A 14,120-nucleotide genomic window follows, 5' to 3' on the forward strand; every position below is an offset into this window, starting at 1 on the left:
TCCGCGAAAATAATCACAACAGAATGAATCACATGAGTAAACTCGACGCCTTTATCCAGCACGCTGTCAGCTCCGTTCCCGTCAGCGGCACCTCGCTGATCTCCTCCCTGTACGGTGATGCCCTGTCCCATCGCGGCGGTGAAGTCTGGCTGGGAAGCCTGGCGGCCCTGCTGGAGGGGATGGGATTCGGCGAGCGCTTCGTGCGTACCGCGCTGTTCCGTCTTAATAAAGAGGGCTGGCTGGATGTGGTTCGCATCGGCAGACGCAGCTTCTACCGCCTGAGCGACAAAGGATTGCGTTTAACCCGCCGGGCCGAAACCAAAATTTATCGCGCAGAGCTACCGGCCTGGGACGGCAAATGGCTGCTGCTGCTCTCTGAAGGAATGGACAAAACCACGCTGGCGGATGTGAAAAAGCAGCTGATCTGGCAGGGCTTCGGCACCCTGGCGCCGAGCCTGATGGCCTCGCCGTCGCAACAGCTGGCAGACGTACAAACCCTGTTGCATGAAGCGGGCGTGGCGGAAAACGTCATCTGCTTTGAGGCGCATTCGCCGCTGGCGCTCTCCCGCGCCGCGCTGCGCGCCCGGGTGGAGGAGTGCTGGCAGCTCAGCGAGCAGAACCTGATGTATGAAACCTTTATCGACTCGTTCCGGCCCCTGCTGCCCCTGCTGCGGGAGGCCACGCCGGAGGAGCTGACGCCGGCGCGCTGTTTCCATATCCAGCTCTTGCTGATCCATTTTTATCGCCGGGTGGTGCTTAAGGATCCGCTCCTGCCGGAAGAGTTACTCCCGTCGCACTGGGCAGGCCAGACGGCCCGCCAGCTGTGCATTAACATTTATCAGCGCGTCGCGCCGGGTGCGCTGGCGTTTGTCAGTGAGAAAGGGGAGACCTCGGTCGGCGAACTGCCGTCGCCGGGCTCCTCCTACTGGCAGCGCTTCGGCGGCCTGACGCCCGCGTAACGGAGGTTATGTGCCTGTATATCAAATTGATGGTCTGACACCGGTTGTTCCTGAGGAGAGTTATGTCCACCCGACAGCGGTCCTGATTGGCGACGTGATCCTCGGTAAGGGCGTCTACGTGGGCCCCAACGCCAGCCTGCGTGGGGATTTTGGCCGTATCGTGGTGAAAGACGGGGCCAATATTCAGGATAACTGCATCATGCATGGCTTCCCCGAGCAGGACACGGTGGTGGAAGAAGAGGGACATATCGGGCACGGCGCCATTCTGCACGGCTGCGTGATCCGCCGCAATGCGCTGGTGGGGATGAATGCGGTGATCATGGATGGCGCCGTGATCGGCGAGAACAGCATCGTCGGCGCGGCGGCATTTGTGAAAGCGAAAGCGGAAATGCCTGCCGACCATCTGATTATCGGCAGCCCGGCGAAAGCGATCCGCGTGTTGAGCGAGCAGGAGATGGCGTGGAAAAAGCAGGGCACCCGCGAGTACCAGACGCTGGTGGAGCGCTGCAAACAGACGATGCATCAGGTGGAGCCGTTACACGAGGTGGAACCGGATCGCAAGCGGCTGGTGTTTGACGAGAATCTGCGGCCGAAGTCGGCCCGCTGAGCGGCAAACCCCTTAATCCTGCGTGAGGCCATCTTTGTGTAGATTGAAGGATGTTAAGGATTAATTTAGTGGCACCCTAAAAGCCCCGGCACGCTGTCGCTGGGGCTTTGTTTCTGCGTTTTTATTTTACCTGTCGCTGTTGGCATCCCCAATACGACCTATTAATGCGCAGCCAGTTCGTAAAAGAATGCCGGGTTCGCCTTAATCGTGGCCAGCACTTTTGCTGCCAGGCCGGTGGGGTTACGTCTTCTGGATTCCCAGCTTTTGATGGTATCCACGCTGGTGCCCAGCGCTTTTGCCATTTCTGCCTGGGAGACGTTGAGCTGCTCTCTGATCGCTTTGACATCGGCAATCTCATAGCGGGTAACTCGGGAAGGGGCTTTGGTCCCGTTTTTGATGTCAACCGCCTCTTCCAGGGACGTTTTGAGTTCGTCAAAAAAATGCATTTCACACCTCGTTTTTCAGTAAGGTTGTCAGTTTTTTTAGTTCAACCTTTTCCGCATCAGTGAGATTCTCTTTGGCGCTTTTCGGATAAGCGAGCACCAGCCAGATAATCTCCCGTGTTGCCAGAAGGTAAATTACCCTGGCGCTGCTGCTTTTACCCTGGCCACCCGTGGCCATCCTGACTTTTCGCAGCCCGCCGGTATTCTGAATAACATCACCTTTGTCCGGAAAGGCAATGAGCTCTCTTTGTAACGTCAGGAGTTCATCATCAGTCGCGATCTGTTTGATTTGCCGCGTAAACAGTGACGTCTCGATAAATTTTATCGCATGGCACACGATTCTCTCTCCATGTAAGGTACCATGTACACCTTAAGGTGTACATAGTACAGATCCAGAATTATTTTGCTGCCAGGGAACGCGTGAACTGAAATGCGCGCTGGCACTGGTCGGCATTGTAAGGAGCATGGCGAGAGTGTGCTGAAACGCGTGCTGACGCTACGAGGCGTCTCGTAAAATTGCAGGGTATATCAGAAGGTAAACCCTCTCAGAGGAGAGGGTTATCAGGAAATTTATGCTTTACTTCCCGGCGGGCGACGCCTCGACAGACTCTTCACGCCGGTTTTTGCCCACCGTTTCTCGCGCGTTATTCTCAATGCGATACTCAATGGTCACTCGTTCAACGCTGGTCGGCGTGACGGTAATCTCCTTTACCCTGGTCCCCGAGTCGGGCGGTAGGGTCATGATCGTCTCGCCTTCAGCAAGCCGTTTTCCGCTCTGCTTCACCTGCCACGTCAGGCGGCATTCCTCGCAGGCTGACCAGGTATCGTTGATCGCCCAAAGGCGGACCGTCGCCTCGCGTCCCTGACGCCAGACATCTGTAACGGGTTCGATGGAGGGGAGGATCGGTTGGTAGGCGCGCTTCAGGGCGTAGTAACCCGCCTTCGGTTTGCGCAGGTAATCCACCACCCCCCAGTTAATCGAGGGCCAGGTTTCGACAAACATAAAGTGGAAGAGGGCCGTCACCGGCTGATAGCGCTGTCGGCGATAGCTCTCCGCCGCCGTCGCCACCAGCTGCGCCTGATACGCCTGGGTATTGGCAATCATCTCCTGGATAGTATTGCCCCGGGGAATATTGGCGAATTTAAAGGTCTGGAAGGGCTGGAAGTTATGGTACTTCCAGTGCGTCCAGCCGGGATCGTCCGCCGCCGTACTCTTCGGCCACATCAGGCTCTCAGGGATGAAGGTTTTCAGGGTGGAGAGCCTCGGCAGCGCCTGGGCGCCAAACTCGGTGATAATCCCGGTTTTGGCGGGCGCCAGCAGATCGCGTATCGTGCCGAAGTACCAGCCCGCCCAGTAGTGCTCCTCCACGGCGGAAAAACGGTGCACGATGCGGGAGCTATCTTCCGCGAGCGTGTCGCCCACCCGTTTCGTCAGGGACTGGTTTAAGCTTTTGTTCCAGTCCGGGAAGCGTTTTTCCATCCACGGTGAGTTCCAGGGCGGCTCGTTGTGCCCGCCCCAGACGATGATGGCCGGCGAGTTACCGAACTGCTCAACCATCTGACGGGTCTGGCGAACCGCATTATCGGCAAAGGCGACGCTGTCATCATAGCCCCACTGCAGTGGCACATCCTGCCAGATCATCAGCCCCATCTCATCCGCTACATCATAGAGCGCGCGGCCTGCCACATGCCCGTGGACGCGAATGGCGTTGGCGTTCATCGCCTCCACCAGTTCGAAATCCCGGCTGTATTTTGCCCGCGTCATGGTGCCGAGCCAGGGGGAGCCAATATAGTTACTGCCCTTGATGAACAGCCGACGGTCGTTGATGAGCCAGCCTTTATTGTCCGGCTGCTCCTCCAGCTTGCGTAACCCGGTTCGGGTGAGGGCGGTATCCATCAGCCCCTGGTCATCCCGCAGCGAGGCTCGCACCCGGTAGAGGTTCGGCTTGCCGACGCCCACCGGCCACCAGAGCCTGGCGGAGCGCATTGGTAGCGAGACGTTCAGGGTGCCGGCGGTACTGTTGAGCGTGACCGGGAAGTCCTGCTGAAAGTCCGGGCCGCTGAAATTGTCCGGCGCGGCGGAGAGGCGCAGGGTGGCGTGCCCATCCGCCAGCGCCCGGTAGCGAATCTCGGCGCGCAAGATGGGGTTTTGCAGCCCCTCGCGCCAGTCCGGGCGCAGGATCACCTCGTCAATCGTCACGCCGCGGCTCAGGTGCAGCTTCACCGGCGCCCAGATGCCGCCGGAGTTGGCATCCTGACCGTGCTCGGACCAGGCGCCGCCGGGGCGGGTGTCGTGCTGGTTAAGCACCCCTTTGACCAGGGTTTTGTGCAGCGGCCAGATGGTTTTCGGATCTTCGAACGGGCTCTCCACCCGAACGGCGAGCCGGTTATGGCGGCGCAGGGCGTCGCTTATATCCACCGGGAAGCGCTGGAAATAGCCTTCGTGGCGGGCAAGCGCCTTGCCGTTGAGCGTCACGTCGGCGAAATAATCCACGCCGTCAAACACCAGGGTAGCCATGGTATCCGGCGCGCGCTCCGGCAGGGTAAATTCGTGACGGTACCAGAGCGCGCCCTGATGATCGTATCCGGCGCTGTACCAGTTGGCGGGCACCTGGAGCGTGCGCCAGCTGCTGTCAGGGGCGCTGGCCCCGTTAAAAGTGTTGTCGTTGGCATCATGCACGCGCCACTGCCCGGCCAGCGACCAGGTGACCGGCACAGGCGCCGCTTGCGCCAGCGGAAGCCAGACGACCAGCGGCAGAATAAGTTTAGGGATCATGATTTATCTCCTGCGCCCGGTGGTGCAGCCAGGCGGCACCGCGTCCGGCCTCGTTGAAGAGCTCGCCGCGCAGCGCCTTAAGCCCGGCCGGGTCCAGCGTTGTCGCCTGGCTCTCTAACTGCTGGAGCCGCTCTGCCAGTCCGGTAAAGCCGAGGGTGGCGGCTTCGCCGCGAAGCCGGTGCGCCGCCCGGCCCAGAGCCTCGCGGTCGTCACTGTCGATCGCCCGGGCTATTGTTGCTACCGCCTCGTCGAGCCCCTCGCCGAACAGATCCAGCAGCTCCTGTACCAGAGCGGGATCGTCCGCGCACTGTTTTAATAGCCGGGCTTCGTCCGGCAGCCCTTTATCACTCTGCGGGTTATGACTCTCCGGGCCGACGCGCGCAATCTCTTGCTGCAATGCCTCCTGGCTCACCGGCTTGGCAATATAGCCGTCGAACCCCATCGCCAGGCAGCGTTCTTTATCTCCCTGCATGGCGTGGGCGGTCATGGCGATGGCGGGCTGGTGGGCGCCCCCCCTGGCCTGCGTCTCTTCCCGCAGCAGGCGGATAGCGGTTTCGCCGTCCATCTCCGGCATTTGCAGGTCGATCAGCAGAATGTCCCAGGCGTGTTCCCGCCAGCGCTCCAGCGCCTCGCGCCCGTTATTGACCACTTCGCACCGGTGGCCGAGCCGCTCCAGCAGGCGCCGGGCGACTTTCTGGTTCACCAGATTATCCTCGGCCAGCAGAATGCGTAGCCCGGCCTGCGGCACGGCGGGCGCCGTCGCGGGGGCCGGGGTCAGGACTGGGGCAGGTTCAAGCACGCTGGCAATCACCTGATGCAGCTCGCGCTGGGCAATGGGCTTATGCAAATAGTGGGCAATGCCGATGCGCTTGAGCATGTTGGCGTCAAAATGGCGGCTCATGGAGCTGAGCATAATGATATGGCTTTGTTCGGTCTGGGGCAGCACGGAGAGTTCGAGCGCCAGCGAAACGCCGTCCATATCCGGCATTTGCGCGTCCAGCAGGATCAGCGCCCAGCGCCTCTCTTCGGCTGCGCACCGCAGCGCCTCGGCGGCGTTATTAACGCAGGTTGGCGCCAGCCCCATCTGGTGAAGCATGGTATCAAGCAGGCGCAGGTTGGTGCTGTTGTCATCCACCACCAGCACCCGTTCGCCATTGAAGCGCCCCACAGGCGCGGCGGCCTGCTGGCTCTCCAGCGGCAGGGTGAAAGCAAATTCGCTCCCCACGCCGGGCTGGCTCTCAACCGTCAGCTCCCCACCCATCAGGCTCACCAGCCGGGCCGAGATGGTCAGCCCCAGTCCGGTGCCGCCGTAACGGCGGGTGGTGGAGCTGTCGGCCTGGCTGAAGGCCTCGAAGATCGCTTTTTGCTTATCCGCCGGAATGCCGATGCCGCTGTCGCGGATGCGAAAACGCCACCGACCTTCATCGTCAGCGGGCGCTATCGCCAGCAGCACTTCACCCTGGTGGGTAAACTTAAGGGCGTTGCCCATCAGGTTGGTAAGGATCTGGCGCAGCCGGGGACCGTCCGCTACCAGCACCTCCGGCAGCTCGGGGGCAATATCCACCAGCAGCTCAATGCCTTTTTCGCTGGCGGCGGGCATGTGGGGGCGGATCAGCGACTGAATAAAGGGGCGGATCTCCAGCGGCTCCACATCCACCGACATCTTGCCCGACTCGATGCGGGAGAAGTCGAGAATGTCATTGATAATATGCAGTAGCGACTGGGCCGAACTCATGACCAGCGAAAGATACTCCCGCTGCTCCGGGTTAAGAGGGGTGTCCAGACAGAGCTGGGTCATGCCCAGAATGCCGTTCATCGGGGTGCGAATTTCGTGGCTCATGTTGGCGAGGAAGGCGCTCTTCGCCTCGTTAGCCTCCCGGGCCACCTTCGCCGCCTCTATGGCCAGCAGTTCCGCCTCTTTACGACGGGTAATATCCTGCAGGGTGCCGATCACCCGCTCGGCCTGCTGCTGCATGTTGAGAGTCACCACCTGGCCCGAAATCAACATCCAGCGCCAGCCCCGGGCGGCGTGCTGGACGCGAATTTCGCATTCGAATACCGGCATATGCGCCTGGCGAGAGGCGATCATCGCCTGGCGCAGGGTGGCGCGATCCTCCTCGTGCACCAGGTTAAGAAAAAAGCGCAGCGGATAGAGCAACTGCGTGCGCGACTCGCCCACCATCGCCAGCAGAGTATCGTTCACCTGCAGGCTGTCGTGGGAGACCTGCCAGTCCCAGATGCCGATCTGGATCGACTCCGCGGTAAGTAAAAAATCGTCGTGCAGCTGGTTGCGCGAGCGCTGGGCCTCATCCAGCTCGGTGATGTCCGTATGCAGGCTGATAATGCCGCCGTCCGCCAGCCGCTGATGCTGGACGTAGAGCCGCCGCTGACCCGACTGCCGCACTTCGCGATGGCTCGGCTGACGGCAGTTGCGGATAATCGCTTCGCGCAGGGTCTGGCGGCGGCCAGGATCGATGTTATAGCCCGCATCGATAAATTTTTCCGCCAGGCTCTCCAGGGTGGCGCCGACGGCCAGCCAGGGGGTGATGACCGGGTAAAAGCGCGTCACCGGGTCGTTCCAGGCCAGCAGGCGCTCCGCCGGATCGTAGATCATTACACCCATGGGCAGCGCGTTAAGATCGAAACAGGATCGCTCTTGCATGGTTATTGGCCTCCCGCCTGATAGTGCAGCTCCGCCTGGCGACGCAGGTACTCCAGCCCGGGCGCGATCGCCATCGCCCAGGCGGTGAGGATCTCCTCGTCGCAGAGGGGATCGCAGGCGCGAACGGTTCTGAGCATCGCTTCCCGCCAGAGGGCGAAAAACCGCGGCGGCAGGCGCAGCCCTTCATGGCTCTGCTCTCGCGCCAGCCGCTCCAGAAAGTCCGGCACGAAGAGCGCACCATCGACGGCCAGCATGGCGAAAAAGCTCTTAAAGAGCATCTGCTGGCCCTCCGCCTCCGGATGCCGGGCGAAGTGCTGCTCCGTTTCAGGAGACATATGGATAAATGTCTCCCGGAAGGCCTCAAAAAAGCGCTTTTTGTCGTTCTCCGGCAAAACGCGGTTCAGGCTTGCCTCAAAGAGATCGCGATAAAACTTCATTGTGCACCCCTCGTGGCCCGTTCGCCGGGCAGACAGAGGCCGGGCGGGTTAAATTCATCCGTCGTGCGGCGGGAGAAATAGCTGTTCTCATCCGCAAGGCCGTTTTCAAACAGCGGCCCGGCGTTGTGTTTGTAATAGAGGGCTTCCAGCACCATGGCGTTGGTGGAGAGGGTCAGGGTCGGGTTGATATCGCCGGTCGCCTCAACACGACCCTCAAACCAGCCCTGCTGCGGGTTGTTGAGATGGCGGGTGACCGCCATCAGAGCATCGGTATAGTCGTTTTCCCACAGCGCCCAGAGCAGGAAGACCGCTTTGGTAGAGACCTGCGCCAGCCGGGGGTAGTATTTGCCGTCGTCCCCCAGGGTGTTCCAGGCATAGCCGTTTCCCCAGACGGTGTCCTCAACGTGCCAGGGCGCCTGGGAGAGATAAAAATCGGCCCGCGCGGTGAGCACTTTGTCCTGCTCCCAGCGCGATTTCTGAGAGAGCCATATCCCTTCTGCCCGGGTGCGCAGCGCTTTTTGCACATCGGACGGTACGCCGGGCGGCTGCCAGCCGAACTCCACTCCCGGCAGCATCGCGGGGAGGGTGGTCAGCAGCGAAGGTTGCCAGGTGGTGCGCGGATCCCGGGCATCTACGGCGAGGCTGCGCTGAAAGAGGATCACATTACGCGAAGGGGGAGTGAACGCCTTTCCTGCCGGGAATCCCCACAGGCGAAACGCGCTGGCGGCGTACTCACTCTCACCCAGACGCAGCTCCTCGCGCAGCACCGGCTGGCCGTTCTGAACAGAGGCGGACCACAGTTCCCCCTCGTTATCCATCACCCGGCAGAAGTTCCAGCGCAGAATGATCTTATCCAGATACTCGCGATACTGGGGGGCGCGTTCGGCAGTAAGCCGCAGGGCCAGCATCAGTCGGGCCATATCCTTTGCCGACCAGCCGCTCTTTGCCGGTTTACCGGTAAAGTCGATGGGGGTCGCCGTCCGGCTGGAGTAAAGCCTGCCCGGGGTGCGGGTTTCGGTCAGGGTCAGCCGGTTAAGCGTGCCGAGCAGGCGCGTCAGGCGGGCGTCAAACTCAGGCTCCTGCACCAGCCCCAGATCCCGGGCGGCGAGCAGGGCGATGAGGGTGTCGCCCATTTGCCAGAGGGTGACCCGCGGCTGTTTGTCGCTGCCGTTCACCAGCCCGGTCTGCGGCTGGGTGTTATTTTCGAAATAGCGCCAGGCGATGCGGGCCCACGCCTGCTCCTGCGGCGTCAGGCTGTCGATGCGCGCGGTGGTGTGCCAGCCGCCCTTCGTCAGCCAGCGCCACCCTGCGCCCTCCCGGCTGAAGAGGGCGAGGGCAATAAGCAGCAGGAGGAGGGCGACCGCCAGCCAGCGGGCTACGGTTTTAAGCATTGCGCGGTCACCGGCGGCAGTTTGACAGGCTCGTCTGCACTACAGGCGGCGCACTGGCAGGCCTGGCAGGCGGGTTTCGTGCGCTGGGTGGTCCCGGTCTGTTCACACCAGCTCTTAACCGCCGGGGTGCTGCTCAGGAAGGGGCGGTTGCGCGGGGTATTATTGGGCTCGAAAAGATCCACCAGCTTTTTGTCCCAGAGCGAAGGGGCGAAATCGCGGTTTTTCGGGTTGTCGGTATTAAACCGCAGCAGCTTGCCCTCTTTCTTGAACAGCAGCGCCTCCAGCATGATGCCGTTGTTATTGGCGGTGAACTCTTTAATCGGGCCGTCGCCGTTTTCATAAAGCCCCTCATAGTAGCCTTTGCCCTCTTCGTTGGCGTTTTCAATGGTGTCCAGCAGGCGGTCGGTGTAGGGCGAGTTCCAGAGTACCCACATCCCCAGCGCCGCCTTCAGGGATACGGCGGCGGTGTTGGGGACATACTGGCCTTTGTCGGTGATGGTGTTCCAGTTAAAGCCGTCGCTAAAGACGGTGTCATACACAAAGTAGGGCGACTTATCCAGCTGGTGCTCGGAGCGGGCGGACAGTATCCCGGTAATGGCGTAGCGGTTCTCCTGAGCCTGATAGACCCGGTCGGCAAAGTTTTTCATCCACGGATGGGAGTAGTCGCGCGGGCTGTTATTCCGGTCCAGCGGATTGTCATACCCAAACTCCATGCCGTACAGCACGTAGGATTCGGTCACCACGTAGTTATGCTGGCTGGTTTGACGCGGATCGCGCGAGTCGTAGGGCACCAGCACGCAGTAGATCTCCGCCAGCTCGTAAGGCTGCGGGCGGCTGGCCTGACAGGTGCTAAACCCCCAGAGCTGGAAACCTGCCGCGCCATACTCTTCATAGCCCAGCCGTCCTTCCTGCACATATTTCGGCTGGCCGTTCTCCAGGTAGGCGCCGTACATCATGCCGCAAGGATCGATAACGTGGCTGAAGTCCCACCCCAGCACCACGTTATCGATGCTGTTGGCATACTCCGGGTAACGCTCTTTGATCACTTTTAGCCAGATCAGCATCCTGCCGATATCCAGCGCCGAGAAGCCAATCTCCCCCGGTTTATTCTGGTAGTTCACCTTCTGGCCGGTAATGGTGTTGTAGGCCTTGTTGGGCAGCTCGTTGCGGAAAAGATCCAGCTTGTTCAGGGTGGCGAGCAATTTCAGCATCCGGCGGTCAAACTCGGCTTTATCAATGATCCCCAGTTCCCGCGCCGCCGTCATGGCGGCCATATAGGAGGCGCTGTCCCACATAGTGGTGGAGGGGTATTTATTTACCGCATTGACCAGCCCGGTGGTGGGCTGGAAGTTGGCGACAAAATATTGCCAGGCGTTTTTGGCGATAGCCATCTCCCTGGGAGTTAGCTCGCCGCTGCGCGGTTCGTACTCCGAGGCCGGCAGCCCGCTGGCGGCCTGTGCAGCGGAAAGCGTGAGCCAGCACGCCATAAGCCCGGCCAGAAGAGGAAAAAAGAGAAGAAATTTCAGCTTCATGGCGTAGCTCCTGCTGAAGAAGTAGGGGAAGTCGTCAGGCTCAGACAGGCCAGACAGAGCATCTGGCCGTGGGCAATATAGGCCAGGCTTTCGAGCACGATGGCGTTGGTATCAGCGTCAATCACGTCATTCACGCTGCTGTTCAGGTTAAGTCCGCGCTGCCACCCCTTGCCGGGCACCTGCAGCGTCTGAACCTGCTGGCGCAGCGCTTCGCTCCAGCCGTTGCGGAACAGGGCGTACCAGGCGAAGGCGGAGCGGGTGGAGGTGATCGCGGTCTGTTCCGGGGTGGCATCGCGCAGGGCGCTGGTTTGCAGCGGCTGGCGATCGGGCAGATCGTTTACGTAGTCCGGCGCGGGCTCAGCGTAGTCGGTGCTGATGGGCGGCTTGCTCACGCGCAGCCCGTGACGGCGCTGCTGGATCTGCATAATGCGCCAGGCGATCTCCGCGCTCTGGGCGTCGAAGCCCAGCTCAAGGCCGGTTAACAGGTAGGGGAGGCTGATAAGCGATGGCTGTCGGCCCCAGGGGGTACGTAGCCCCTCGTCGGGCACCATAATGCCGTCGATATCGATCATCTGCTGCCCCTCCGGCGGGTTGGTCACCGCCAGCCCCGCCGCGCTGTCGATCAGCCGAAGCGTATGGCTGGCATACAGACGATAACCGAAGCTGTTTCTGGGCTCGTCCGCCGCCAGTGCCCAGTGGTGGAGCGGCGCTGCGGCCTGGGTCGCGGGATTACTGGCGATCAGGGCTCCGACCTTCCACTGGTTAAAGAGGTCGCGCACGGCGGCGGCGTGCTGGGGATAGCGCCACAGCAGGGTTTGCAGGGCATTGAGCAGGCGGCCCATGCCGATAGCGGAGGAGTCTGGCTTGCCCAGCATTTGCAGCGTGTCCGCATGATAATAAGCGGCGGGTAGCCCTTCGGGATTCAGCGGGAGCTGCCCCAGCGTAAACAGCGCCGCGGTGATGCGTTCATCAAACTCGCCGGTGGTCAGGATATTGAGCTGTTTTGCCGCCGCCACGGCAAAAAGATAGCTGCCGATGCTCCACAGGCTGAACCAGGGCTCGCCATCGTGGGCGTTGGCCAGGCCGTTCGGCTGGGTATTGTTGACATAATATTGCCAGGCTACCCGGGCCCAGATCGCCTCATCGAAGGTGAGTTCACGCGTGGCGGGCAGGGGTGGGAAATCTTTACTCAGGGTCATGCCCGCGCTGCTCTCCACGCGCGAAGGCATCTGTTTCTCCACCCAGACGACGATGGCGAAGCCCAGCAGGAAACCGATCAGAATAGTGAGGTAGCTGCGGGCCGACAGCAGCGCATCGCGTTTTCTCATTGGCTCGCCTCCTCTTCGGCCGGGGTCCAGACGGCGGCCAGAATCAGCGGCAGCATGGCGGCAATATTCACCGCACCCCAGAAAATATTGATGACGTAGCCGGAAGGGTCGTCAACCTGGCCGCGGGCTACCTGTATTCCGCCCCAGATGAGGCCCGCCAGGGTGAGCACGACGATAGCGATCTGCGGCTTCACCAGGTAGAGAAAACGCCCCGTCTGCCGCTCTTTGGGGGTGACGTGAAATTTTATCTGCTCGCCGCGCAGCACCGTATCGAGCGCCCGCAGATTCATGGAGAAAAACGAGAGATACGATGCCCTGCCATCCCAGGCTGATATGCCCCAGGTGCCGAACATAAACGCCAGCTCGGAGACGATGAAAAAGGGCAAAAAGTGGAGATAAAAGGGCTCAGACCAGGCCGACACCGGGGGAATACCGGTAAAGAGATAGATAATCGGCGAGATCAGGAAAATGGTATTCCATACGCAGGCCATGTAGGACCAGAAGGTGGTGGCATACATCAGCGTTTGCGGCAGGGAGAGCTTAAAGCGGCGGCGGCTGAAGATATTGTCGTGAAACAGAATATCCAGCGAGCCGGCGGCATATTTAAAACGCTGGATCATCCAGGTCAGCATATCCTGCGGGGAGAGCATCTTGGATTCAATGCGCGGGTGCATGACCGAGCGCCAGCGGCGCGCGGCATCGCCGTGCAGCAGGATAGAGGTGTAAATATCCTCGGAAACGTGGAATTTATAAGGGGTCAGCTCCGTATCGAAGGCTATATGGGGACGCATGGCCTCCTGCAGGGTTTCGCGCATCGCCGGATCGCGTATGTCCCGGGTATGGCGGTCGATCTCCTCTTCGACGGTCCAGACGTAGCTGCGCAGCGCCGCCTGCATCACCGCCTCGCGTCGATGTACCGAGGCCGCGCCGCAGCAGAAGGCGGCATTAGCCCAGTTGCGGCGGCGTAAAATCACGTCGTAGAACATGCGCGGATCGTTGAAAAAGGGATCCCGGCCAAGGGTCACCGGGCCGATAAATTTCTGGGCGAGCCAGCCCAGGCCGTATCCCGCTTTACCCGCCCTGCGCCCGAGCCAGTCCGCCAGATTCTCCCCTTCCGGCAGGTCAAAGAACCACTGGGGCGTCTGCACCCAGGCGACGTCCGGATCGCGGAAATAACCCAGCGTATGGCTGAGCAGCGTGGGGAAAACGCGGGTATCGGCGTCGCAGATGATCAGGAAATCGCCGTCGGTCTGCTCAAGTCCGTTACGCAGGTTGCCCGCCTTAAAGCCGATATTGGTCTGGCGGGTAATGTAGTTAGCGCCTTCCTCTTCGCATACGGCTTTCATCTCCGGACGCCGGCCATCATCCAGCACATGTACCTTGTAATCCAGCGGTACAGGGTAGGCCATTTTCATGGCGTCGCGGATGGAGAGCCGCACCAGCTCCACATCTTCGGAGTAGGTGGCGATAAAGAGATCGACCTTTATCGGCCTGGTCTCCTCGGCATCTTCCGGCCGCAGGCAGTCGTTGATCTCAGACGGCGGGGGCGTTTGCGGCGGATCCTCTTCCTTCCACAAGTTAATGGTGAACAGCACCGTGCCGATCCAGGCCAGGGTTTCCGCCAGCACCAGCGGAATGGCGTACCAGAGCGCGTCGGTATTTAATGAGGCCGTCCAGCGCCAGTAAATATAGTTGGCACCAAGAATAAGTGCGGCCACCGCTAATACCTGCCAGGTCATCATGACCCAGCGCGGCGTTTTAAGCGGTTCAGGCGGACGACGATGTTCAAAACGGGAAAAATAAAAATCCATAGCGAAGGATATCCTGATTCCACGATGACAATAAATTAAAAGCCTGTTACCGACAGGGAGAACGCCACGGAAATAACGCTCACAAAAACATAATTTAAGGTAAGTGTAGAACGCGGATAAAAATATTCCAGCAGGTTAAATTGCAACAGTTTAGGGGCGCTTAAATAAAAGTTA

Annotated in this window: 11 protein-coding genes; 2 read left to right on the forward strand and 9 right to left on the reverse strand. The window is 60.6% G+C overall.

The window, feature by feature from the left end:
- Positions 1-23 precede the first annotated feature (23 nt).
- Positions 24-959: a phenylacetic acid degradation operon negative regulatory protein PaaX gene (gene paaX / locus B3X29_RS19115; protein WP_103179802.1), complete on the forward strand. Its 936-nt coding sequence runs from the start codon at positions 24-26 to the stop codon at positions 957-959.
- A gap of 10 nt (positions 960-969) precedes the next feature.
- The gene (gene paaY / locus B3X29_RS19120; protein WP_156654613.1) at positions 970-1,566 is read left to right on the forward strand and encodes a phenylacetic acid degradation protein PaaY; all 597 of its coding nucleotides are present in this window, start codon (positions 970-972) and stop codon (positions 1,564-1,566) included.
- Positions 1,567-1,727: 161 nt separating this feature from the next.
- Here the strand turns inward: paaY and nadS are convergent, their stop codons facing one another.
- The 9 genes from nadS to B3X29_RS19165 form a co-directional block, all read right to left on the reverse strand.
- Positions 1,728-2,012, reverse strand: a complete 285-nt coding sequence (nadS, locus tag B3X29_RS19125) for a NadS family protein (RefSeq protein ID WP_103179800.1) — start codon at positions 2,010-2,012, stop codon at positions 1,728-1,730.
- A gap of 1 nt (position 2,013) precedes the next feature.
- A complete protein-coding gene (locus tag B3X29_RS19130) occupies positions 2,014-2,346 on the reverse strand; it encodes a type II toxin-antitoxin system RelE/ParE family toxin (RefSeq protein WP_159339399.1) in 333 nt (110 codons plus the stop codon).
- A gap of 240 nt (positions 2,347-2,586) precedes the next feature.
- The gene (locus B3X29_RS19135) at positions 2,587-4,785 is read right to left on the reverse strand and encodes a glycoside hydrolase family 2 protein (RefSeq protein ID WP_159339398.1); all 2,199 of its coding nucleotides are present in this window, start codon (positions 4,783-4,785) and stop codon (positions 2,587-2,589) included.
- Complete coding sequence (locus tag B3X29_RS19140; RefSeq protein ID WP_159339397.1) at positions 4,775-7,447, reverse strand: response regulator; 2,673 nt, start codon at positions 7,445-7,447, stop codon at positions 4,775-4,777. The genes B3X29_RS19135 and B3X29_RS19140 overlap by 11 nt, the downstream gene beginning before the upstream one ends.
- A gap of 2 nt (positions 7,448-7,449) precedes the next feature.
- Complete coding sequence (locus B3X29_RS19145; protein WP_159339396.1) at positions 7,450-7,884, reverse strand: globin; 435 nt, start codon at positions 7,882-7,884, stop codon at positions 7,450-7,452.
- Entirely contained in the window at positions 7,881-9,275 is a 1,395-nt protein-coding gene (locus tag B3X29_RS19150; RefSeq protein ID WP_159339395.1) for a DUF3131 domain-containing protein, read from the reverse strand. The genes B3X29_RS19145 and B3X29_RS19150 overlap by 4 nt, the downstream gene beginning before the upstream one ends.
- Positions 9,260-10,807, reverse strand: a complete 1,548-nt coding sequence (locus B3X29_RS19155) for a DUF3131 domain-containing protein (protein WP_103179794.1) — start codon at positions 10,805-10,807, stop codon at positions 9,260-9,262. The genes B3X29_RS19150 and B3X29_RS19155 overlap by 16 nt, the downstream gene beginning before the upstream one ends.
- Positions 10,804-12,135: a DUF3131 domain-containing protein gene (locus B3X29_RS19160; RefSeq protein WP_103179793.1), complete on the reverse strand. Its 1,332-nt coding sequence runs from the start codon at positions 12,133-12,135 to the stop codon at positions 10,804-10,806. Before B3X29_RS19160 ends, B3X29_RS19155 begins: the two co-directional genes overlap by 4 nt.
- Positions 12,132-13,946, reverse strand: coding sequence for a glycosyltransferase family 2 protein (locus tag B3X29_RS19165; RefSeq protein ID WP_159339394.1), 1,815 nt, complete (start codon positions 13,944-13,946; stop codon positions 12,132-12,134). The genes B3X29_RS19160 and B3X29_RS19165 overlap by 4 nt, the downstream gene beginning before the upstream one ends.
- Positions 13,947-14,120 lie beyond the last annotated feature (174 nt).

Origin of the sequence: Leclercia sp. UBA5076 (assembly GCF_002416465.1) — a bacterium.
Lineage (GTDB): Bacteria > Pseudomonadota > Gammaproteobacteria > Enterobacterales > Enterobacteriaceae > Enterobacter.